This window comes from Aquimarina spinulae (assembly GCF_943373825.1).
In the GTDB taxonomy this organism is placed as follows: domain Bacteria; phylum Bacteroidota; class Bacteroidia; order Flavobacteriales; family Flavobacteriaceae; genus Aquimarina; species Aquimarina spinulae.
Genome location: NZ_CALSBP010000003.1, coordinates 682340 through 705924 on the forward strand (window position 1 = coordinate 682340; position 23585 = coordinate 705924).

The following is a 23585-nucleotide window of genomic DNA, read 5'->3' on the forward strand; positions in this document are numbered from 1 at the left end:
ATTATGAAAAAACAAAAATTAAGTTTCAAAAAATTATCCCTTGAAAAGTCAACTGTTACAGAATTAAATCTTAGAAAAATTGTTGGTGGAGTACGTATGGATGAGCAGATCACCAAAGATCCAACATTAAATGTGACTTGTCATTGCTAAAATACTTAGAGTATTTATACTCAAAAGGCTACTAAAAAGTAATTTTAGTAGCCTTTTTTATAATTCTATTTATTTTGTAGTAAAACCAACTCCCTACCCTATTTCAAGAAATATTGGTGTTAGCTTTTTATTCTCCCATTGCAGCAGCAACAGCAGCAGACATACGTTTATAAGTTCCGTTTTCTAATCGTTCTCGTATGGCAGAAAATGCATTAAGTGTTTCTTCTATATCCTCTAAGGTATGAGAGGCTGTAGGAATTAACCTCAATAATATTAGTCCTTTAGGTATAACTGGATATACTACAATAGAACAGAAAATCCCATAATTCTCTCTAAGATCTTTTACCAGAGCCATAGCTTCAGGAATACTTCCTTTTAAATATACTGGTGTTACGCAACTCTGCGTAGTTCCTAAGTCAAACCCTCTTTCTTTAAGTCCATTCTGCAAATTATTTACATTCTGCCATAGTTTAGCTTTTAGTTCGGGCATTGTTCTAAGCATATCTAAACGCTTAAGAGCTCCTACTACTAATTGCATCTGCAATGATTTTGCAAACATTTGAGAACGTAAATTATACTTTAAATAATCTATAATCTCTTGATCAGCAGCAATAAATGCTCCTGTACTCGCCATAGATTTAGCAAACGTAGCAAAGTATACATCGATTTGATCCTGAATACCTTGCTCCTCACCTGTTCCTGCTCCTGTTGCTCCTAATGTACCAAATCCGTGTGCATCATCAACAAACAATCTAAAGTTATACTTTTCTTTTAAAGCTACAATTTCTTTTAGTCTTCCTTGCTCTCCTCGCATTCCAAAAACACCTTCAGAAATCAGTAAAATCCCTCCTCCAGTCTTTTGTGCCATTTTGGTGGCTCTCATCAAGTTTTTATCAATACTTTCTATATTGTTATGTCGATACGTATATCGCTGTCCTTGATGTAATCGTACTCCATCAATAATACAAGCATGTGCATCTACATCATATACAATGATATCATCTTTACTTACCAGTGCATCAATTGTAGAAACCATTCCCTGGTATCCAAAATTTAATAAATATGCTGCTTCTTTATCGACAAACTCTGCTAATTCATCTTGTAATTGTTCATGAAGATCTGTATGCCCACTCATCATCCTAGCTCCCATTGGATACGCAGATCCATAAGCTGCTGCTGCCTCTGCATCTACCTTACGAACTTCTTCTTTATTTGCTAATCCCAAATAGTCATTGATACTCCAGGTAATTACTTCTCTCCCTTGAAACCTCATTCTATTTGATATAGGTCCTTCTAGTTTAGGAAAAACAAAATATCCTTCTGCCTGATCCGCCCACTTTCCTAATGGTCCTTTGTCTTTATAAATCTTATCAAATAAATCTCTCATTTATCAAAAAATTGTTTCTTATAAGTGTGCGAAAATACGGAAAATTGATTTGATGACATAATTATATTCAATTTCACTTTTATAAAGTGCTATTTTAACACTTTACAAAATCTACTACACAATGAACCATAAGTATTTTAATGATTTCTTGTAATTTAATAAATAAAACTGATATCAACAATTGAGGAAATAGGAACCATATTATGAAAATAATATCAAAAAAAAACATCCCAAAATATCGGGATGTTTATAATTCTATTTTAAATATATTTTATTTAATGAATTGCACTTTTGTTGCATCAATTTCATTCTTGCTATCAAAAAATCCTTGTTCTGTCATCCAATCATCACTAAATACTTTACTCATATATCGTGATCCATGATCGGGAAGAATAATAATAACATTACTATTTTCATCAAATTCACCTTGTTCTGCAAGTTGTTTCACACCTTGTATAGCTGCTCCACTTGTGTATCCTAAAAACAGGCCTTCTTTTTTCACTAATTCTCTAGCAGTATGTGCACTATCTTCATCACTAACCTTTTCAAATTTATCAATAACATCAAAATCTGTTGCAGTAGGGATTAAATTTTTACCCAGACCTTCAATTCTATAAGGATATATTTCTTCCTCATCAAATTCTCTGGTTTCATGATACTTTTTTATAACCGATCCGTAGGCATCGATTCCCAATACACGTACATTACTATTTTTTTCTTTTAAAAATCTTGCAGTACCTGAGATAGTTCCTCCGGTTCCACAACATGCTATAAAATGTGTAAGCTTACCATTGGTTTGCTCCCAAATCTCTGGTCCAGTAGAATTATAATGAGCGTCAATATTTAATTCGTTAAAATATTGATTTATATATACAGATCCTTTTATTTCTTCATGAAGTCTTTTTGCCACCTGATAATACGATCTTGGATCATCAGCACTTACATGGGCCGGGCATACATATACCTTTGCTCCCATATTCTTAAGCATTGCAATTTTATCCTTAGAGGATTTAGAACTAACAGCAAGAATGCAATCATAACCTTTGATCACACTAACCATTGCTAAACTAAAACCTGTATTACCACTTGTTGTTTCAATAATGGTGTCGCCAGGTTTAAGAATACCTTTTCTTTCTGCTTCTTCTATAATATAAAGTGCAATTCTATCTTTGGTGGAGTGTCCCGGGTTAAAAGATTCTACTTTTGCGTAGTAATTTCCCGGAAAATCGTTCATAATTCTGTTTAATTTTATAAGCGGGGTATCGCCAATAAGCTCTAAAACATTATTATAAGCCCTAATATCTTCTCTCATATAATTGTGTTTTACAGATTTGTGGGATAAAATGGGGGTCCACTAACTGTTACAAAAACGGTACGAAGTTACATTATTTTTTTTAATTACTCTTTGATACTTTCTAAATCTAATAAAAAGGCATATTCTTCTGCCACTTCTTTAAGTGCTTCAAATCTTCCTGAGGCTCCTCCATGCCCGGCTTCCATATTTGTATGTAATATCAATAAATTCTTATCTGTCTTTAACTCTCTTAATTTTGCTACCCATTTTGCAGGTTCCCAATATTGCACCTGAGAATCATGCAAACCTGTATTTACTAACATATTAGGATATTTCTGAGCTACAACATTATCATAAGGAGAATATGACTTCATATATGTATAATATTCTTTTTCATTAGGATTACCCCATTCATCGTATTCTCCTGTGGTTAAAGGAATACTATCATCAAGCATTGTACTTACAACATCTACAAAAGGTACCGATGCTACTACTCCATTATATAATTCTGGCGCCATATTAACTATCGCCCCCATCAATAATCCTCCTGCAGAACCTCCCATAGCATATAAATGATTGGTAGAAGTATATCCTTGTGCTATTAAAGACTTTGAACAATCAATAAAATCTGTAAACGTATTTTTCTTTTTAAGAAGTTTTCCATCTTCATACCAGGATCGTCCCAGATATTCGCTTCCTCTTATATGGGCAATGGCATAAATAAATCCTCTATCCAGCAAACTTAATCTCGCCGTAGAAAAATAAGGATCTATAGTTGATCCATATGAACCATAACCATATTGTAATAATGGGTTACTTCTATTCTTTTGTAATCCTCTTTTATATATTAAAGAAATAGGAATTTTAGTTCCATCCTCGGCGGTTGCCCATACTCTTTCTGAAACATAATTACTTTTATCAAATTTACCACCAAGGACTTCTTGTTCCTTTTTTACTTTTTTCTCCTTAGATTCCATATCAAAATCAATTACCGAATTAGGAGTAGTAAGAGAATTATAAGAGTATCTTAGGCTTTTGGTATCAAAATCAGGGTTTGTACTTACATAAGCGGTATAGGTTTCATTATCAAAAGGAAGGTAATAATCAGCAGTACCGTCCCATCTTTTGATATTAATCTTATTTAAACCATTATTACGCTCACTAATAACTAAATACTCTTTAAAAATCTCTACATCTTCTAGTAAAACATCTTTTCGATGTGGTATGACATCTTTCCAGTTCTCTTTGGCAGTATTATCCTCAGATACCTTCATCAGCTTAAAATTAGTAGCTTCGTCTGCATTGGTTAACACATAGAAATGATCTTCATAATGTGCTATCCCATATTCTACTCCTCTTATTCTTGGCTGAAAAACTTTAAATTCTCCTGTAGGGTCATCGGATCTTAAAATTCTATATTCTGAAGTTAGCGTACTACTTGACCCTATTACAAGGTATTTTTTAGATTTGGTTTTATATACAAATGTAGAAAAGGTATCATCTGTTTCATTAAAAATCTCTACATCATCTGATATTGAAGTTCCCAGAACATGCCTATAAATCTTATTAGACCGTAATGTTTCATTATCTTTTTTGGTATAAAATAAGGTTTTACTATCTGTAGCCCAGGTACTACCGCCAGTTGTAGTTTCTATAATCTCTGGATATATTTCACCTGTTTCAAGGTTTTTTATTCGTATGGTATATTTACGTCTGCTTACGGTATCTACACCAAATGCAGCTAACTTATTATCAGGGCTAATACTAAGTCCGGATAATCTATAATAACTATATCCTTCGGCTTCTTTGTTACAATCAAAAAGAATTTCTTCTTCTGCATCAAGGCTTTCTTTTTTTCTGGAATATATAGGATAATCTTTTCCTTTTTCGAAACGAGTTAAATACCAATACCCATTTAATTTATACGGAACTGAAGAATCATCCTCTTTGATACGACTTTTCATTTCTTCAAAAAGGTTTTCCTGAAACTTCTTTGTATGAGCAGTCATCTTATCATTATAAGCATTCTCTCGTTCTAAATAATCAAGTACCTCCTGATTTTCTCGATCATTTAACCAAAAATAGTTATCAACACGAACATCATCATGTTTTTCTAGATTTGTTGGTTTTTTAGCTGCTATAGGAGGTTGAACTTTAGAATCCAATGTCGTCATGGTATTTTATTTACAAGAAGTTGCAAAAATAAGAGATAATAAGAATATAATGAATGAAGTTTTCATAATAATCTTGTTAGTTTATTAACAGCCAAAGTACTAATTTTGTATTTATAAATTTTAAAAACACATACACATGTTTGGAGATATGATGGGGATGATGGGTAAATTAAAGGAAACCCAGCAAAAAGTAGAGAAAACTAAAGAAAGATTAAATACCGTTTTGGTAGATGAAGAAAGTTCTGATGGTTTACTTAAAATTACGCTCACCGCAAATCGAGAAGTCAAAAAAATTGCTATATCCGATCAACTATTAGAAGACAAGGAACAGCTAGAGGATTATTTAATTTTAACTTTAAATAAGGCTATCACAAAAGCAACACAGGTTAATGAAACAGAATTGGCTGCCGTTGCTAAAGAAGGTATGCCAAATATCCCCGGGATGGATTTATTTAAATAGCCTTGTCATTAATTAAAGGGTATTGGACTTTAAAAAAGTGCAGTTAGCTATTTTTATATTTTTCTTTCTCCTTTTAATTCTATAATTTTAACAAAAGCTAAAAAATTAACTAAAATCTGACAATATGTTTGAACTCAAAAATAAGGAAGGGTCTAGCTATCATTTTACCTTAAAAGCTAAAAACGGACAAGTTATCTTAAGTAGTGAGGTTTACAATAGTAAATCTGCTGCAGAAAACGGAATTGCATCGGTTAAGAAAAATGCATCTGAAGATGGAAGATATGAGCGTAAGACAGCAAAAAATGGTAAATTCTATTTTAACCTAAAAGCAGGTAATGGCCAGGTAATAGGTAGTAGTCAGATGTATGCTTCTGAATCTGGAATGGAAAATGGCATCAATTCGGTTAAAGAAAATGCATCGGGTGCCGATACTAAAGAAATTTAATTTTTAAGTGTTTATAAATAAAGCTGCTCATTTATACATGAGCAGTTTTATTTTTATCCAAAGTAACCGAAGTTAGTAGTTCTAAAAAGTATTCATGTTTTTCTTGGGTATACTCCAAGTGTGTTACAAATCTTAATTTACCTTGCCCCATTCCATAAAAATGAACATTTTTTGATGCCATTTCTGCAATAAACTCTTCTTCATTACCATCTATAATAAATATAACTATATTGGTATCTATAGGTTCGACCTGTTTTACAAAAGGTAGCTTTTCTAATACTTCTCCAATTTCTTCGGCTCTTTTGTGATCTTCTGCTAATCGATCGATATGATGTTCTATAGCATATAATCCGGCAGCTGCCAAATACCCTAACTGGCGCATTCCTCCTCCTAATATTTTTCTGATACGAATCGCATGTTCCATAATATCACTACTACCGACTAAAACAGATCCTATTGGTGCTCCCAGACCTTTGCTTAAACAAACAGAGATCGAATCAAAAACTTCTCCGTATTGTGCAGCTCTTTCATTTTTGGCTACTAGGGCATTCCATAATCGTGCCCCATCCAAATGATATCCAAGATGATGCTGATCACATACTTGTCTTATTTTTTTAATTTCTTCAAAATCATAACATGCTCCACCTCCTTTATTGGTCGTATTCTCTATGCACACCAAACTTGTTAACGGACTATGATAAAAATCTGGTGGATTAATTGCTGCTTCTACCTGTTCTGCTGTAACCATTCCTCTATGGCCATCTAGTAATTTGCATGATACGCCACTATTAAAAGAAACTCCTCCTCCTTCATAATTATATACATGAGCAAATTTATCAGCTATCAATTGCTCGCCTGGTTGTGTATGCAATTTAATAGCAGCCTGGTTTGCCATACTCCCCGAAGGGAAAAACAATGCAGTATCTTTACCAAACATTTGTGCTACCTTTTCCTCTAATGCATTTACTGTAGGGTCTTCTTTATACACATCATCCCCTACCTCAGCATTCATCATTGCAGTAAGCATTTCTGGAGTAGGTTTGGTTATGGTATCACTTCTAAGATCTATTTTCATTTTTTTATTATACTATATGATTTATATTGCAATCTACTCGACCAATAAAAATAATGCTATTTTTGCGAATAGCACTAACATATTGCTCTAAAATAAATGTTCCTTCAAAAAAATATTATGTATAGGTTTTTTATATATTGTTTTTTACTGCAATTTCTTTTTACCCCGACCTCATTAAAGGCGCAACACTATTCAGATTCACTACAGCAAAAAAGTTATAAAGAGTTACAAAATCTTTTTTTAGAAAATCGCAATGTAGATTCTGTAAACGCAAAAAAGATTTTGAAGGTTTATATAGAAAAAGCAAAGAAAAACCTAGATACTCTGAAAATAGCACAAGCCTTTCGACTTTATTGCCTGGATAAAAGTGAAGAAAAAAAACAACCCTATTTAGATAGTATTATTGCCATTACTAAGAATAAACAAAATAAAAACTACCCTGCCTTTGCTTATCACAGGAAAGCACAGTTTTTTCTACATCAACAAAGAAATATTGAAAAGACATTAAATAATCTTAACCTGGCTCGTAAGTATGCAAAATTGAATAACAATACCCGTCTTTTATATAGAATAAAACATCACATTGGCATTATTAAAAGTGAGCATTTAAATGAAAAAGAGGAGGCTTTGGCTATTTTTAAAGAGTCTGAAAAATTTTATAAAGATAACGACAAATATATCTATAGATATTTATTTACTCTACATGTAATTGCAGAAACGTATATAGGTCTTAAAAAATACGATTCTGCATCATATTATAATAACCTGGGATATAACAAAGCTGTAAACGGGGCTAATACTGAACAAAACAAAATGAAAGCCTATTTTATTTTATGTGAAGGGATTAACCAATATACTCAAAAAAAATACACAGCCTCTATTGACAGTATAAATAAAGCTATACCTACAATGATAGAATATAACGATATTTCTAATATCATTGATAGTAATTTTTATTTAGGAAAATCATATTATGACCATGGTAACAAAGAAAAAGCAATACCACTTTTTAAAAAAACAGATTCTATATTAGAAACGTTAAATTCTATCCCACAATACAAACATGTTAAAACCTACGAGTACTTAAAAAATTACTATAAAGAAATAAATGATCTACCTAACCAAAATAAATATTTAGATAAATTAAATACTGTATTAGATAATTATCTAAATGATCAAATTTTTATTAGTAGAAAAGTAAAAGAAGACTATGATATTCCTTTGCTAATAGAGGAGCAACAGGCAATCATAAAAAAACTAAATAAAAATAATGATACTTACATTTCGGGATTATTAATTTCGGGAATACTTTTACTAATTTCTGGAGGACTAATCTACTACCAGTATCGAAAAAGACGATTGTATAAAATTAGGTTCGAACAGCTGATTATCGATTCTAAATCAAATACGCATACACCTCATTCAAACCAAGAAGTTAAGTCTACTAAAAGTTCGGATTTAAAAGTACCCGAAAAACATATAACTTATATACTGAGTAAGCTTGATGAGTTTGAAAAAAACTATGGTTTTTTAAATATTGGAGTAAGTTCTCAATCTCTGGCTGATGATATAGAAACCAATGTTAAATATCTATCACGAGTCATTAATCATTACAAAAACAAAAGTTTCACCAGCTATCTAAATGAGTTACGAATCACCTATGCTGTAAAAGAACTACAGGAAAATGTAATGCTACAAAAGTTTACTATAAAAGCTATCGCTAGCGAATTTGGATATAACAGTGCTGAGACTTTTTCTAACGCCTTTTACAAACAGGTAAAGATAAAACCTTCTTATTTTATTAAAGAATTAAGAAAGGTAAAAAATGATAAAGAAACTCCATTTATTTAAGCTATTAACGCTTCTTAAAAACACGAAATTCCAGAATTCCGTGTAATGTGAATAATTTTTCCATTTAAAAACAACGGTTTTTACATACATTCGTGATCAACTCACAAAACAACAAAACATATTACGTCATGAAAAAAAAATCACTCAACACAAAAAAACTAACTTTAAAAAAATTTGAAATTTCTAAATTTAATGAGTTAAATAAAATTTATGGAGGCGGAGGAGGTAGTGTACCGCAAAATGGAGCTGCTCGATGTGTCTCTGACTCTTGTGGAAATAATGGAAAATGTGATTCTTCTATCTATTATCAATTTGATTAGAAGATGAATAGTTTCAAAACCATTTTTAACAACGGTTTTTACATACATTCGTGATCAACTCACAAAACAACAAAACATATTAGTCATGAAAAAAAAATCACTCAACACAAAAAAACTAACTTTAAAAAAACTTGAAATTTCTAAACTTAATGGATTAAGTAAAATTTATGGAGGATTTCCAGGAGGAGGTAGTACACCTCAAAATGAGGCCGGCTGTGCCTCTCAATCTTGTAAGCGTAATAATGATTGTGATACTATTTATGTGGATAGAAAATAAACAATTTTAAAAACCACCCTTTACAATCTCATATAATACCATATCTGATCAGATATGGTATTCTTTTTTACAACAATATCATCAAATCGTTACAGCAATATCTGGTATTTTTGCTTCTAGTAGCTGGCCGTTTTGTAATGCAACTACTCGATCTGCCATTGCAATGGTATCGGGTCTATGAGCAATAATTATTCTTGTAATGTTTAATTTCTTTATTGTAGTATTCACTACAGACTCTAATCCTACATCAAGATGTGAGGTAGCTTCATCGAGGAACAATATTTTAGGTTTTTTGTATAAAGCTCTTGCGAGTAGCAATCTTTGTTTTTGTCCTCCAGACAGACTACTTCCCATATCACCGATTAAAGTATGATATCCCATTGGCATTGCCATGATATCTTGGTGTATAGCCGCCATCTGCGCGCATTGTTCTATCCATTCCTGATCAAAATCAGGGTCAAAGAAGCAAATATTATCTGCAATGCTACCCGATAACAGCTGGTCATTTTGCATTACCGTACCTATTAAATTTCTATACGTTCGTAGCCCCACTTTTCGTATATCATATCCATCAACAAGAATAGTTCCTGTTTCTGGTTTTAGTAATCCCAACATTACTTTCATTAACGTTGTCTTTCCGCATCCAGATGCTCCCACTACTGCTATAGAACTCCCCTCTTCTATTTTAAAATTAAGATTCTTAAACAAATACGGTTCATTATCAGAATATCTAAAACTAATATTCTCTAGATTTAGCTCGCCTTTTACCTGTGATAATTGCCTTTTGCTATCGATATCTTCTTCTTGCCTCGTAAGGATAATATCTCCTAGGCGTTCCATATGAAGGGAAAGCATTTTAAATTGTATAAATTTATTAACCAAAGCAGAAGCCTTTTCTGTAAACTGACTTTTATAGGACATAAAAGCATATAACATTCCAATAGTCATTAGGCTATCCATTACCAGTGAGGCAGCCAGATAAATCACAATTATATTTTCGAGTCCAAATAAAAACCCATTAATAAAGTTATAGCCAATATCCAATTTGCCAATTTGTATACCAGTATTCATAGCATCGGCATAATAATTATGCCATACAGTTTGTCGTTGACTCTCGTTACCAAATAGCTTAACGCTCTGGATACCTCTAACGGTTTCCATAAAATTAGAATTCTGTTTGGCATCTGCTACAATGGCCTCTTCTTTCAATTGCCTGTACGGGCGATACAATGCTAATCGCACTATTATATATATCGCTACAGCTGCCAAAACAATAAAAGCAAGTGTTGCGCTGTATATAAACATCATAACCAGAAGCCCGATAGCCATTATACCATCTACAACGGTTTCAATAAGACCAGTAGTTAATAGTTGTTTTACATCTTCCAGAGATCCGAATCGGGAGATGATATCACCAATATGTCTTTTTTCAAAGTAATCCATTGGCAATTTTAGCAAATGCCGTAACAGATTTGCTGCCATTTGGATATTGAGCTGTGTTCCCATATACAAAATAACGACTCCGCGTAACGCAGTTACTGCCAAATTAACCAGCTTCATAAGACCAAAACCTAATGCTAGTATCAATAATAAATCCAAATCTCTGCTAATAATAACATCATCGACCACTAACTGCATATAAAATGGAGTTGCTATAGCAAATACCTGTAGTAACAATGACAATACCAGAATTTGTGTCAATACCCTCTTTAAACCTGTAATTCTACTCCAGAAATCAGATAGTTTTGCTCTTTTTGAAATTTTTTCTGGCTTAAAATCAGGTGTAGGTGTCAGTTCTAATGCTACTCCTGTAAAATGCTTCGAAACTTCTGACAGCTTCATTATTCTTTTTCCAACGGCTGGATCATGGATAGTGATTTTATTTCCCTTTACTGATGTGAGTACAACAAAATGATTTAAATTCCAGTGTAAAATACACGGAGTTTTTAGTTGCGAAAGCTCTTCTAATTCAAGGCGTAGCGGTCTGGAGCTAAACTGAAGATTATCTGCTAATTTTATAAGCCCTTGTAGCGTTGCTCCTTTAGAAGATATAGAATATTTACGTCGCAACGAGTTTAGATCCAATTTATGTCCATAGTAATTAGCAACCATAGCCATAGAAGCCAACCCGCATTCTGCTACCTCTGTTTGTATGATGACGGGGACTCTTTTTCCCCAGCCGTAATGAAGTAAATGAATTGGATTTTGCATATACTATAATTTTCCTTTTAGACTATAAATAGGTTCTAACAACCATTGCCCCAGGCTGCGTTCTTCCAAAATAATATCTGCGGCTACAGACATTCCTGATTGCAATGGCATTCTTTTACCATATGCATTAATAGTTTGTACATCTAGAGCAACTTTTATGCGATATACAGGTTCTTGCATAGGAATAGGTATAGCTACCTCATTTGGGTTAATAACTGCTTCTGCTATTTGTACAATTTTGCCTTGATACAATCCATATCGCTGATATGGAAAAGCATCATACCGTAACAATACCTGTTGATTCTTTTTTATAAAACCTATAGCTCTAGAAGGCAAAAACAACTCGGCATACAATGTTGTATTCTCTGGTATGATGGTTAGTATAGGTACAGCAGAAGACACATTTTGCCCAATATTAACTTGTGTTGAAGTAATGCGACCATTTACCGGGGCTTTAATCATATAAGAATGACTATTATTTAGTTCTATAAGACGTTCTTCTTTTTGTGCCAGCTGGTTTTGCAATTCTTTTAATCGTGTACTTTTTCGCAAAGGAGATTGCTCCTGCTGTTTTCGTATATTGGCTATTTCTGTTTTCTTATTGATTTGTAATCTTTTGGTAGCATTAAAAGATGCCTTAGCACTAAAATATACACTTCTTTTACTACTAAGGTTATCTTCAGAAACTAGCCCTTTCGCTCTTAGTTGTTTGTAGGTATTCCATTGGTTTTTTGCCAATAGTACTTGTTCTTTCTGGCTTTGTAATTGTTGATTGATCTGATAATATTCATTCTTATGATTTATAAGAATGGTGGATAATCGGCTACCTTCGCTATCCAAAACTTGTGTTTCATCAATAATTCGTTGTTCGAGGTTTATTTTTTGCTGCTCTAGTCGGGTAATTAATTGTTGATTGATACTAATACTATCTTTTGTACCTCGTTCTGTAGTAACTTCGAGTAGGTTTTGGCCTTTACTAATTTTTTGACCATCTGTACTATGTTTTTTATCAATAACTCCGTTAAATGGAGCATACACTCGCACTAAACCTTTGTCGGGCACCAAATACCCCGTTACCATCTCACGGCGGGCAAAGGTTCCGAACGCTAAAAAAAGCCCCACCATCGTAACTACAAAAACCAGTATACCTGTAAATATCCAAAATGATATAGGTCGTATTAATAAAACATCTCCCAATAAACGTTGGGTATTATTTTTTATGGCTTCTTTACGAAATAGCGGGGAACTCATAAGCTTTATTTATTTAGTGAATTCTTTGTGTAAAATTTTCACATTCAAAATTATTAGATTGCCTTGTTGGATTTGTAGGAAAACTAATATGACAGGTCGGAGTACAAGAATCTACTACTCCTCCTTTTATCGTATTCATTTCAAGGTTTGATATGGTGCACTTATTAAGGTTCAGTTTTTTAATTTTATTGTTTTTCATGATATCATTAATTTTATATTGTTAATTTCTTTAAATCGTCTCAACAAAAGATTACATACAGGCCCAATTATATGGACCTGTATGATATTTAGAGTATTAGTCTTCAGACATACTACCTACAACCGCACCAATAATAGCACCTACTATAGCACCTATTGGCCCTCCTATTGCATTTCCGATACCAGCACCTGTTGCTGCGCCACTCGCGGCATCACCACCATTAACTTCCTGTACTTCTTCAAATTTTAAATCTCTCATATCTATGATTTTTATTAATAAATTTATTTAGTGTTGTTAAAATATATTTGGATATTTAGGATACCAAGGTACTATACTAGTCTCCTTGTACCTGATCACCAACGTATCCACCAGCTGCACAACCTATTGTTTGACCATAAGTACGACCTATATTCATACCAATATAAGTCCCTACTAATGTTCCCACAGGTCCAAACAATGAACCTATTGCACCGCCAATGTATCCTCCTGCTGTTTGACCACCAACCTGTCCAGCCACGGCTCCTGCTACACAACCTACAGCAGCACCTTCAGCAGGGCCACCTCCGATTTCTTGAATTTCTTCAATTTTTAGATCTCTCATTTTTGTAATTTTAAATTGTTAAACATAAATTTCTATCAAAGCGCTTCAATACCAACAAACATAGGGTAACAAGAAAGTTCATTGCAACAAGTTGTATTGGGTATTCCAGAATTTCGAGCGTTTTTCCAGAATTTCGATTTTGTTTCTTTGTAAAAAATTAAGGTTTTTAGAAATGCAGTAAATATTGCTTTTAAGAATTATAAAAAAACTCAAAAATGGCTATATGAAGTCTGTGCTAATAGAAGCACTTGATAATATTTTGAAATTATCATTATGCGGCTTTAAGATCATAACCATATCAATTATGTTATTCTTAAAATCCGGACCTTCGACTTTTTTAGTCTTTTGAGAAAGTCTTACAACGCTTATATTCTCATCTTCCTGTAATATTTTGATATCTTCAAAATTTGCCTCTAGCGTATAACTAGACAAAACTGTTCTTAGTTGTTCTTTACCTGCATTAAACAAAACGTTATCTGGATGATGAAGATCAAATATTGTATCCAGATTCCTTTCTTTATAGGCAGAAGACAAGCTTTCAAAAAAGGCATTAAGATTGGTATTCATTATACATTTTTTATAAGTTATTAATTAATCAGGGTAATTATCATGATTACCCTGATTAGTATCTAATTATTCTGGATTAACATCTACTTGCGGCAATAAATCCACCTGCAATAGCTCCAAATAAACCTCCAACAACTGCTCCTACTATACTTCCTGCAGGGGTAGCCGATGTTCCTATTGCACCTCCAATACCTGCACCAGTTCTAGCTCCTCCTAGAGCACCAGCCAAAATACCTCCGGCAGTTTGTCCACTACAACCACCATTTACAGAATTCAATTCACTATTTGTTAAATTTCTCATTGTATTATTTTTTAATGATTTATATAATTAATTTGATTTTAAGAAAAAGCAAGCATCCCAGCCAAAGCTCCTATACCAAAGCCTAAAGCTGCTCCTACTGCTGCTCCTGCTGGTCCGGCCAATGATCCAATTTTGGCTCCTGCTCCTGCTCCTGCCAAACCTCCTCCAATTGCTCCACCTATTACTCCAGCATGATTAGTACCGTCTCCTGCGGAAACATAAGCCATTTCATTTACTGTTAAATCTCTCATTTTTGTAATTTTAAATTGTTAAACATAAATTTCTATCAAAGCGCTTTGATACAAGCAAACATAGGGGAACAAAGAAGTTGGTTGCAACAAGTTGTATTGGGTATTCCAGAATTTCGAGCGTTTTTCCAGAATTTCGATTTTGTTTTTACAGAAAAAAATGACTAAAAACATTTCAAATATTATTTCTCTAAAAAAGGAACGTATTTTATCGTCTAATAATCGTAAACAAAAAATCGTCTGAAAATATATTTCAGACGATTCATCTCAACTTTCGAAAAACTGTGTATTTACAAATCAGCTAAAAATGTATTATCAAAGAATCTCGATAAGTATTGTTATTTACTTTTGAATATTAACACATACCTGGCAGCTCATAGGTGTTTGAGAGTATAGACATGCCAGCCCTTCGGTACCATTTCCACAACCAAATGGATCTGCGCTAGGTAATCCGGGCCCTGTTATTGGATGAGGCCAGTTTATTCCCCCTTTAATGCTATCTAATTGTGCAACATTCATTTTCTTAAGACTCAGTTTCTTTTTACTTTTCATGATATCTAATTTTAAGTTATACAAATATCAAAGCGCTTTGATAGAAACAAACATAGCTCACACCATAAGCTTAATGCAAATAGTAGTATTGAGTATTCTGGAAAAACGAACGATTTTCCAGAATTTCGACTTTATTTTCAGATTAAATAGTAGAAAACCTTACCATGAGGCAGTTAAAATGCCCCTATGAAGTTGTAGTTTTTGAAATCATAAAGAAAAAACAATTAGCTAATCAAAAGGCATTCGTCCCATTTGGTGTCAAAAGGAGCTAAATAGGAGATTATAGATAACCCGATACCTGCAACACCTTCAAGCAAACTTACTTCGGTTTTCCATTTTTCTTCTTCTACTCCTCCTCGCCATACCATATATCCGGCATACCCTTGTTCATGTATTGCCATATCCAGCGCCTTCTGAGCCCAAAAATCAGAAGCTTTTTTAAATACAATATCGTCTGTTTTTCTATATAAGTAATTATAAATAAGAAGTATTCCATATGCTCCATGACACAATCCGGCATCCTGAACTCCTGCTTCTTCAATATCTCTTCGTTGGGTAGAATATTTTAAAATTGCTATTGCTTCATCACTAATTTGGGTATTTCCTAATATTTTACCAGCTCGAAATACTGATATCCCTATCCCTAAATCCCCATAACACCATGCTAATCTCGAATTATTATCAACTATATCCTCTTTAACAATCCAGTTTGGAAATGTAGCAGTCATTGTTTTATCTTTATTTTTACAATGCAATATATAGTTCACAGCTTGTTCCAACATCTCTCTAACATCATCATAAAATTCTTTATGTTCGACTATTCGGGATAGGAAATTAACCATACTTGATATTCCGTGAGATAAACTTAAATTACATCCCTTAACTCCTTCTTCCTGTCTTAGAACAGACTCCCACCATACTCCGTAATCATTCTTTTTTGATGATTTTTTTAGTGCTGCAATCAATTCATCAAGGTAGTTTTTATAGTGCTTTTTTGACTCTTCTGAAGCAAGATTTTGATAACGTTTCAAAAAATAATATCCATATCCCATTGCACCATGTAGAAAATCATAATTCTCTGTTTTTATATCAGCTCTCATTGCTTCTAACAAATAAGAATCTAAGTCCGCTGAAAGAAAATCATCATCTAACTCTACGAATTCTTCTTCCTTAAGAATTTCGAGCACCCAACATGCTCCTGCAATTCCGGTACAAAAAGTAGGGAAAGTAAAACCATTATTAATAAGTTCTATAGCTCTTGTAATTGTTTCTGCTCCTTTATCTGCATGAATATCCTCATTTAAAAATTTTGAATAATAAAATTGAAATAATGCAACTCCAGAAACTCCGGATAAAACTCCTACTTCCTGATTGTTTTCTGCCTTAGCATCTAAAACCTCACTTATTTCCTTTAGTTTATTCCTTAGTTGAATTTCAATAGTCATGTAGTGTCTGGTATTTGATATTTCGAATTTGTAAAGTGGCAAAGATAAAGAGTAAAATAGTAGGGCTTCAAACAATATCAGTCTAAATTCTAGAATTTAGACTGATACCTATTTTATAATATATAAAATGATAGGATATACATTTAAAAACCACAACTAAAACTACCTATAGGAGATCCATCTGGTATTTTGGGAGATGGTAATGCTTTAAAATCTCCTGGTTTTTCTATAAACTTATTAATTTGATTGAGATAATATTCATTATACATTTTATCTGTAACATCTCCGGTCTTGCTTTTAAGAAGAGGAATTAAACCTTTAATTTTTGCATACGCAATAGCATTAACCTGCGAATACGTTTGTGTATTTTTACTTAGGTTCATTAAATGTTTTAAAATATTAGCTTTTACCATATGTTGAATTTCTTTATGATACTTATTTTTCGCTTTGGTATCAAAAGAGAATTTTAATAATTCATCTAGAGTTTCTACTAATCCTAATTGGTTTTGATCTAAACTTTTTTGCTGTACCAGTCGAGATGCTCTTTCGGGATGCAATAACAAAGAAAGACTCATATCACTTGCTGTAGAAGCTACGCTTAGAGCATCAAAACCAACTCCTGTTTTTCCTTTAAAAGATTCTCTGGTTCTACCATATCCAAAGGCTCTTGGTGGAAATAATTTTAGTTTATCTTCTGGAATAGCTAAAATTTCGGGAGCTAGTGTTTGTAAAACCTGCCCAAGTGCTTCTTTTTGTTTTTTCGAACCAACTGTCTCTACAATTGTTTGTTGATCACCTTTAACTGCATAATTATAATTTAGTCCTCCAATAAGCTTTACTGTAGCCTCGGTCTGGTACCTGTGGAAAAAATACAGTGGTACAAAAACATCTTCTAAAACCGAATATGGTTCATTACTTCTGATGTTATCTGAAGAAAAACTGCGTATCGCAACTTCTCTAATTTTCAGCATATTGCCTAGCTCTTCGGTAACACTTTTACCATTATCCCATAAATGAGCTAATTCATGTGCTCCTCCTTGCGGTCTGGCATCACTATCCGAAATAAAACGAAGACCAGATTGATAGGCTGTATTCAAAATTTTGTTAAGTGCTTCTTTTTCATTAGTATTTTTATCAAATTCTGAATAACTGTATGCCACTGTGACTTTATCCCATTCTCCTATATTGGTATCATAAGCATTCGACAAATCTATTTTACCATCCTTAAGTGCCACTGTTGGATGAGGATAATCCATTACCGACGCTCTTCCGTTTGTACTTGCGGTAAAATTATGCGCAAAACCAATAGTATGACCTACCTCATGCGCAGATAATTGGCGAATACGAGCTAGTGCCATTTTCAACATAGGTTCGTAATTATCATCACGTGTAGCAAAAGGTTGATTTAATAATGCCTGAGCTATTAAAAAGTCCTGACGTATTCTTAAACTCCCTAAGCTTACATGTCCTTTAAGAATCTCTCCTGTCCTGGGATCAACAACACTTGCTCCATAACTCCACCCTCTGGTAGAACGATGTACCCATTGTATTACATTATATCTTAAATCCATAGGATCTGCATCTGCAGGCAACATCTTTACCTGATACGCATCTTTAAAACCAATTGCTTCATATGCCTGATTCCACCATCTTGCTCCATCCAATAATGCAGATCGCACTGGTTCTGGGGTACCAGGATCTAAATAATAAACAATAGGTTCTTTTGCTTCACTTATAGCTTGATTTGGATTTTTTTTCTCTAATCGATGTCTAATAATATAGCGTTTCTTTATAGGGTCTTGTACTGGTGTTGCATAATCCAGGTAGGAAATAGATATAGCTCCACTTCTGGGGTCAAACTCTCTCTTCTTATATCCATCATCTGGTAGTTCTACAAACGAATGATGCTGAATAACAGTTAAGAATTTTGAGTCTGGTGCTATAGATCTAATATTTCGCCCTGTAGGTGAGCCTTTATAAGTAATCAAAGCCTCGAATTCTACATTTTTAGGAAAAGCTTTGGTTCTTTCTAGACTCAAACTGCTTCTGGTTTTGTCAACACTGTATGTTCCTTCTTTTTGAAACTTTAATCGATTAATGATGTTATGCGTATCCTGTAGAAGAAAAGGAGTTAAGTCAATAATATATGTATTAGATTTCTCTTCTTTAATAGGAAATCCAAACAGTACAGATTTTGCAAAAGCCTGTTCGACACTTCTTTTCTCTAGTGTATTGTCTGTTATAGCTCGGTATCGTTGATTGGGTTGCACTAGTAACAGCTTATCACCTGCTTTTTGAAATTTTACCACTACGCCATCACCAATCTGTCCTCTATCTAATCCTATATCGTTTGATCCTAATCCTGTAGCCAACGAATGTACATATAAAAATTCTGAGTCGAGCTTATCTACTTCTAGATAAATCTCGTCTTTTGATTCATTATAATAGAACTTAAAATAGCCATCAAAAGATGCCAAATTTTTCTGTTTTTCTAAAAATTGAGCAGAAATGATATTCCCCGCTAGAAAGAATAAACAAATGAAGCGTAGTTTCATAGACTGATGATTTATGTGATAAAATTTCTAAATCTATAAAATAACACAAAAATTACTTCTTACTGAACTGTTAAATCTTATTTTTGTCAAAAATAAATTAGATTATGATCAATACTGAGACTTTACAAGATCTTAGGGAGCGCCTGGTTGCGTTAAGGAGGTATCTTTGACATTGATGCCAAACTTATAGAAATAGCCAATCAGGAAGAAAAAACATTTGCTCCGGATTTTTGGGATAATGCCCAGGAAGCCGAAAAACTAATGCGTATTCTAAATGCTGAAAAAAAATGGGTTTCCGAATACGAAAAAGGGGCTACACTAGTTGATGACCTCGAAGTTCTTTATGAATTTTATAAAGAAGGTGACGCCACTGAAGCAGAAGTTTCTGAGCGTTATGATGAAACCAAATCATTAATTGAAGATTTGGAATTTAAAAATATGCTTAGTGATGAGGGGGACAGCATGAGCGCTGTATTGCAAATCACAGCAGGTGCAGGAGGTACCGAAAGTTGCGATTGGGCTAGCATGCTCATGCGTATGTACCTAATGTGGGCAGAAAAACAAGGCTTTAAAATTAGAGAACTTAATTATCAAGGAGGTGATGTAGCAGGTATAAAAACAGTTACTCTAGAAATTGAAGGAGACTATGCTTTTGGGTGGTTAAAAGGAGAAAATGGTGTACATCGATTAGTACGTATCTCCCCATTCGATAGTAATGCAAAACGCCATACTTCGTTTGCTTCTATTTATGTGTATCCTCTTGCCGATGATAGTATAGAAATAGATATCAACCCTGCTGATTATGAGATTATCACATCTCGTTCTAGTGGAGCAGGCGGGCAAAATGTAAACAAAGTAGAGACCAAAGTACAGCTCACCCACTTCCCTACCGGAATCCAGATTTCATGCTCAGATACAAGATCTCAACAAGAAAATAGATTAAAAGCTTTACAAATGCTTAAATCACAATTGTTTGAAATTGAACTTAAAAAGCAACAAGCACAACGCGATGAGATCGAGGCCTCAAAAATGAAAATAGAATGGGGGTCTCAAATTCGTAATTATGTCATGCATCCTTATAAATTGGTTAAAGATGTAAGAACTGCAGAAGAAACAGGTAATGTAGATGCTGTAATGGATGGAAACATCAATCAATTCTTAAAGGCTTACCTTATGGCAATGGGACAAAAAAATGACGATTAAAAAACAAAACTAAAATGATCACAATTTATCATAATTCGAGATGTAGTAAATCAAGAGGATGTCTTGCCATACTCGAAGAGCAAAAAAAAGACATTACTGTGGTTAATTACCTACAAAATCCACCTTCAGAAAAAGAATTGAAAGAAATACTTAAACTTTTAGACATCTCTCCTATAGACCTGGTTAGAAAAAATGAAGCCATTTGGAAAGAAAATTTTAAAGGTAAAGATTATACCGATTCTGAATTGATCACTATACTCTCTAATAATCCAAAATTAATTGAACGCCCTATTGTTGTTAATGGAGATAAAGCAATAATCGGACGACCACCAGAAAAAGTAATTGATATTATATAAGTAATTCCTCTCTTACAAAATATTTTTTCGCATAAGATTAAACCTTTTACATTTCTTCATGTCTAAATGCATGTAACGCATAATAGGTGATACTACGTATCACACATTTTAAACACATCACATTTAACACATCATTAACCGCCTTCTCGTATCTGCTTCGATACTTTTGGCCAGAATTATTCAATTTTAGAAATGAAGAAGTTTTTATTCTTACTGTTTTCGGCATTAACACTTATACTATCAGCTCAAAACCGGAGCTTTTCAAAAGGCCCTGTAAACATTACCGGTTTAATATTAGATCAAGACACTAATAAACCTCTGGAATATGCTACAATAGCTTTTTTTAATCCCAGGCTACAAAAAATTGTTACCGGTGGTATTACTGATAAAAATGGAAAATTTGCTATCGAAGTAGATGCTGGAGTATATGATATAAGTGTCGAGTTTATCTCATTTAAAACCAAAAAACTTCCCAGGCAAAAGTTATTCAAAAACACAAACCTAGGCACAATTACTCTTGGACTGGATACCGAAACACTAGACGATGTCGTAGTCATAGCAGAAAAAACTACTGTAGAAATTAAACTAGATAAAAAGATTTATAATGTAGGTAAAGATCTCACAGTGAGTGGTGGCACAGTAAGCGATGTATTGGATAATGTACCTTCTGTTTCTGTAGATGTCGAAGGAAATGTTGCGCTTCGTGGCAACGATAATGTAAGAATCCTTATTAACGGAAAACCATCGGGTTTAGTTGGTTTAAATAGTACAGATGCATTAAGACAATTGCCCGCAGAATCTATAGAAAGAGTCGAAGTAATCACCTCTCCTTCTGCCCGTTATGATGCCGAAGGAACCGCAGGGATTTTAAATATTATTCTAAGACGAAGTAAACTACAAGGTATGAATGGAGCCATTACAATTAATGGTGGTTATCCCCTATCCGCTGGTATTTCGGGAAATCTAAATTATCGATCCGGAGATTTTAACTTTTTTACAACTTCTGGATATAATTATAGAGAAGTCCCAGGGAATTCTTTTTCTCAAACTCAATATCTTTTTAGTGGTCTCCCAAACTCCTTTTTAAGAGAAGAACGGGATTTTGACAGGATACGTAAAGGATTAAATTCTAATATCGGAGTCGAATGGTATATCAATGAAACTTCATCTGTCACAACATCTTTTTTATACCGATCCAGTGATAAAGAAAGTAATACAACAAATAGAATTACAGAGTTAAATTCTAATGGAGATATTTTAAGCCAAAATATTCGTTTTGATCCAGAAATCGAAGATGATATTACAAAACAATACTCTCTTAATTATACAAAAGATTTTAATACCAGTGGCCACAAATTAACTTTCGATTTTCAGATAGAAGATAGTAATGAAGATGAACGATCAAAAATTACACAAGAAAATATAACCGCTGTAGAGCTTGTAGAAACAATAGAAGAACAAAATCGTATTCTGTTGCAAGCTGATTATGTGTTACCTATCGGCGAAAACACTCAATTCGAGTTAGGGTATAGAGGTAATTTTAATGAGCTAGATACTGATTATTTGGTACAATTAGAGGATAATGGATCCATAACAACAAATTCTGATTTATCCAACACCTTATTATATACAGAACAAGTAAATGCTGGGTACACACAATTAGGAAGTAAATGGGGGAAACTATCTTATTTATTAGGACTTAGAATGGAAAGTACTCGAATTACTATCGATCAGCAAACTAGTAATGATTTAAGCAAAAAGAATTATACCGATATATTTCCTACGATTAATCTGGGGTACGAAATCTCTAAAAAACAAAGTTTAACTCTTGGCTATAACCGTAGAATACGCAGGCCTAGATCCAGATTTATTAATCCTTTTCCTTCTAGGTCTAGTGCTACTAATTTATTTCAGGGAAATCCAAATCTTGATCCAAGTTATTCTAATGCATTTGATTTAGGCTATTTAAATAGAATGGGAAAGCTTACATTAAATACATCTATATATTATAATCACTCTACACAGATATTCACTTTTATTTCTGAAGATACAGGTGATACAACCATCATTGGAGCAGATGCAAATAACCCTGGCACAGAAGTTCCTGTTATTAGAAGAACGCCTATAAATCTAACTAGTTCTGATCGATATGGTTTTGAGTTTACTCTTACTTACAACCCCAGTAGAAAATGGAGAGTGAATGGTAATTTTAACGCATTTCAGAATAGTGTTCGAGGAGAGAATAATGGAGAAAATCTTGATGCAGATAATTTTAGTTGGTTTGCAAGGCTTAATAATAAAGTTACGCTACCTGCAAAAATAGACTGGCAAACCAGTATGTTTTATAGAGGGCCAAGTGAAAATGCACAAACAAAAAGTGATGGTATTTTTAGTATGAACTTTGCATTCAGTAAAGATCTCTTTAAAGAAAAGGCTTCACTTACTTTTAACGTTAGTGATGTATTTAACTCTCGAAAACGAACAAGTACCTCTACTACTACTACGTTTATGTCGGATAATGAATTTCAGTGGAGAGAACGTAGCTTTAATCTATCATTTACATACAGATTTAATCAGAAAAAGAAAAGACAACGCTCTCAAAGAGGTATTAATGGAGATGAAGAATTTGAAGGGTAGTATTTGCGGAATTGAGTCATCCTAAT

The 23585-nt window shown here is 33.4% G+C and carries 24 protein-coding genes; 9 read left to right on the top strand and 15 right to left on the bottom strand.

Features of this window, described 5'->3' with window-relative positions; translation table 11 throughout:
• Positions 1–3: 3 nt before the first annotated feature.
• Complete coding sequence (locus NNH57_RS25700; RefSeq protein ID WP_159099164.1) at positions 4–150, top strand: hypothetical protein; 147 nt, start codon at positions 4–6, stop codon at positions 148–150.
• A gap of 127 nt (positions 151–277) precedes the next feature.
• On the opposite strand, the gene NNH57_RS25705 is transcribed toward NNH57_RS25700, so the two are convergent.
• The 3 genes from NNH57_RS25705 to NNH57_RS25715 all read right to left on the bottom strand — a co-directional run bounded on the left by NNH57_RS25705 (position 278) and on the right by NNH57_RS25715 (position 5005).
• Positions 278–1537 (bottom strand): aminotransferase class I/II-fold pyridoxal phosphate-dependent enzyme, encoded by a 1260-nt coding sequence (locus NNH57_RS25705; RefSeq protein ID WP_074405929.1) that lies wholly within the window; start codon positions 1535–1537, stop codon positions 278–280.
• A 271-nt stretch (positions 1538–1808) separates the two neighbouring features.
• Positions 1809–2849 carry a PLP-dependent cysteine synthase family protein gene (locus NNH57_RS25710; RefSeq protein ID WP_074405928.1) on the bottom strand — a complete coding sequence of 347 codons (1041 nt, stop codon included), beginning with the start codon at positions 2847–2849 and terminating at the stop codon, positions 1809–1811.
• 86 nt (positions 2850–2935) lie between these two features.
• Positions 2936–5005, bottom strand: coding sequence for a S9 family peptidase (locus NNH57_RS25715; RefSeq protein ID WP_082994721.1), 2070 nt, complete (start codon positions 5003–5005; stop codon positions 2936–2938).
• A 136-nt stretch (positions 5006–5141) separates the two neighbouring features.
• Between NNH57_RS25715 and NNH57_RS25720 the strand changes: the two genes are divergently transcribed.
• Together NNH57_RS25720 and NNH57_RS25725 are read left to right on the top strand one after the other, a co-directional pair.
• Positions 5142–5465 carry a YbaB/EbfC family nucleoid-associated protein gene (locus NNH57_RS25720; protein ID WP_074405927.1) on the top strand — a complete coding sequence of 108 codons (324 nt, stop codon included), beginning with the start codon at positions 5142–5144 and terminating at the stop codon, positions 5463–5465.
• A 124-nt stretch (positions 5466–5589) separates the two neighbouring features.
• Positions 5590–5910, top strand: coding sequence for a YegP family protein (locus NNH57_RS25725; RefSeq protein ID WP_074405926.1), 321 nt, complete (start codon positions 5590–5592; stop codon positions 5908–5910).
• Positions 5911–5941: 31 nt separating this feature from the next.
• On the opposite strand, the gene NNH57_RS25730 is transcribed toward NNH57_RS25725, so the two are convergent.
• On the bottom strand, positions 5942–6985 hold the full coding sequence (locus tag NNH57_RS25730; RefSeq protein WP_108807425.1) for a threonine aldolase family protein: 1044 nt from the start codon (positions 6983–6985) through the stop codon (positions 5942–5944).
• Positions 6986–7102: 117 nt separating this feature from the next.
• On the opposite strand from NNH57_RS25730, the gene NNH57_RS25735 reads away from it, so the two are divergent.
• The 3 genes from NNH57_RS25735 to NNH57_RS25745 all read left to right on the top strand — a co-directional run bounded on the left by NNH57_RS25735 (position 7103) and on the right by NNH57_RS25745 (position 9433).
• Positions 7103–8836, top strand: a complete 1734-nt coding sequence (locus NNH57_RS25735) for a helix-turn-helix domain-containing protein (RefSeq protein ID WP_159099163.1) — start codon at positions 7103–7105, stop codon at positions 8834–8836.
• Positions 8837–8964: 128 nt separating this feature from the next.
• Positions 8965–9156 carry a hypothetical protein gene (locus NNH57_RS25740; RefSeq protein WP_074405923.1) on the top strand — a complete coding sequence of 64 codons (192 nt, stop codon included), beginning with the start codon at positions 8965–8967 and terminating at the stop codon, positions 9154–9156.
• Positions 9157–9241: 85 nt separating this feature from the next.
• Positions 9242–9433, top strand: coding sequence for a hypothetical protein (locus NNH57_RS25745; protein WP_025668011.1), 192 nt, complete (start codon positions 9242–9244; stop codon positions 9431–9433).
• 81 nt (positions 9434–9514) lie between these two features.
• Here NNH57_RS25745 and NNH57_RS25750 read toward each other — a convergent pair whose 3' ends face one another.
• The 11 genes from NNH57_RS25750 to NNH57_RS25800 form a co-directional block, all read right to left on the bottom strand.
• Entirely contained in the window at positions 9515–11644 is a 2130-nt protein-coding gene (locus tag NNH57_RS25750) for a peptidase domain-containing ABC transporter (protein WP_108807424.1), read from the bottom strand.
• 3 nt (positions 11645–11647) lie between these two features.
• The gene (locus NNH57_RS25755; protein ID WP_108807423.1) at positions 11648–12895 is read right to left on the bottom strand and encodes an HlyD family secretion protein; all 1248 of its coding nucleotides are present in this window, start codon (positions 12893–12895) and stop codon (positions 11648–11650) included.
• 13 nt (positions 12896–12908) lie between these two features.
• Complete coding sequence (locus tag NNH57_RS25760; RefSeq protein WP_074405920.1) at positions 12909–13094, bottom strand: TIGR04149 family rSAM-modified RiPP; 186 nt, start codon at positions 13092–13094, stop codon at positions 12909–12911.
• Between the two features lie 96 nt (positions 13095–13190).
• Entirely contained in the window at positions 13191–13352 is a 162-nt protein-coding gene (locus NNH57_RS25765; protein WP_074405919.1) for a Blp family class II bacteriocin, read from the bottom strand.
• A gap of 76 nt (positions 13353–13428) precedes the next feature.
• Complete coding sequence (locus NNH57_RS25770) at positions 13429–13695, bottom strand: hypothetical protein (protein ID WP_074405918.1); 267 nt, start codon at positions 13693–13695, stop codon at positions 13429–13431.
• A 219-nt stretch (positions 13696–13914) separates the two neighbouring features.
• Positions 13915–14262 (bottom strand): hypothetical protein, encoded by a 348-nt coding sequence (locus tag NNH57_RS25775; RefSeq protein ID WP_074405917.1) that lies wholly within the window; start codon positions 14260–14262, stop codon positions 13915–13917.
• 76 nt (positions 14263–14338) lie between these two features.
• Complete coding sequence (locus tag NNH57_RS25780) at positions 14339–14563, bottom strand: Blp family class II bacteriocin (RefSeq protein ID WP_074405916.1); 225 nt, start codon at positions 14561–14563, stop codon at positions 14339–14341.
• Positions 14564–14601: 38 nt separating this feature from the next.
• A complete protein-coding gene (locus NNH57_RS25785; RefSeq protein WP_074405915.1) occupies positions 14602–14814 on the bottom strand; it encodes a hypothetical protein in 213 nt (70 codons plus the stop codon).
• Between the two features lie 339 nt (positions 14815–15153).
• Positions 15154–15363, bottom strand: coding sequence for a hypothetical protein (locus tag NNH57_RS25790; protein ID WP_074405914.1), 210 nt, complete (start codon positions 15361–15363; stop codon positions 15154–15156).
• Positions 15364–15587: 224 nt separating this feature from the next.
• Positions 15588–16808, bottom strand: coding sequence for a lanthionine synthetase C family protein (locus tag NNH57_RS25795; RefSeq protein ID WP_108807422.1), 1221 nt, complete (start codon positions 16806–16808; stop codon positions 15588–15590).
• Positions 16809–16951: 143 nt separating this feature from the next.
• Positions 16952–19363 carry a zinc-dependent metalloprotease gene (locus NNH57_RS25800; RefSeq protein WP_108807421.1) on the bottom strand — a complete coding sequence of 804 codons (2412 nt, stop codon included), beginning with the start codon at positions 19361–19363 and terminating at the stop codon, positions 16952–16954.
• A gap of 104 nt (positions 19364–19467) precedes the next feature.
• Here NNH57_RS25800 and prfB point away from each other — a divergent pair.
• The 3 genes from prfB to NNH57_RS25815 all read left to right on the top strand — a co-directional run bounded on the left by prfB (position 19468) and on the right by NNH57_RS25815 (position 23559).
• A protein-coding gene (prfB, locus tag NNH57_RS25805) for a peptide chain release factor 2 (RefSeq protein WP_108807420.1) occupies positions 19468–20566 on the top strand; the annotation gives its coding sequence in 2 pieces (ribosomal slippage) (positions 19468–19530 and positions 19532–20566; 1098 coding nt in all).
• A 14-nt stretch (positions 20567–20580) separates the two neighbouring features.
• Entirely contained in the window at positions 20581–20922 is a 342-nt protein-coding gene (arsC, locus tag NNH57_RS25810) for an arsenate reductase (glutaredoxin) (protein WP_074405911.1), read from the top strand.
• A 192-nt stretch (positions 20923–21114) separates the two neighbouring features.
• On the top strand, positions 21115–23559 hold the full coding sequence (locus tag NNH57_RS25815) for a TonB-dependent receptor (RefSeq protein ID WP_108807419.1): 2445 nt from the start codon (positions 21115–21117) through the stop codon (positions 23557–23559).
• Positions 23560–23585 lie beyond the last annotated feature (26 nt).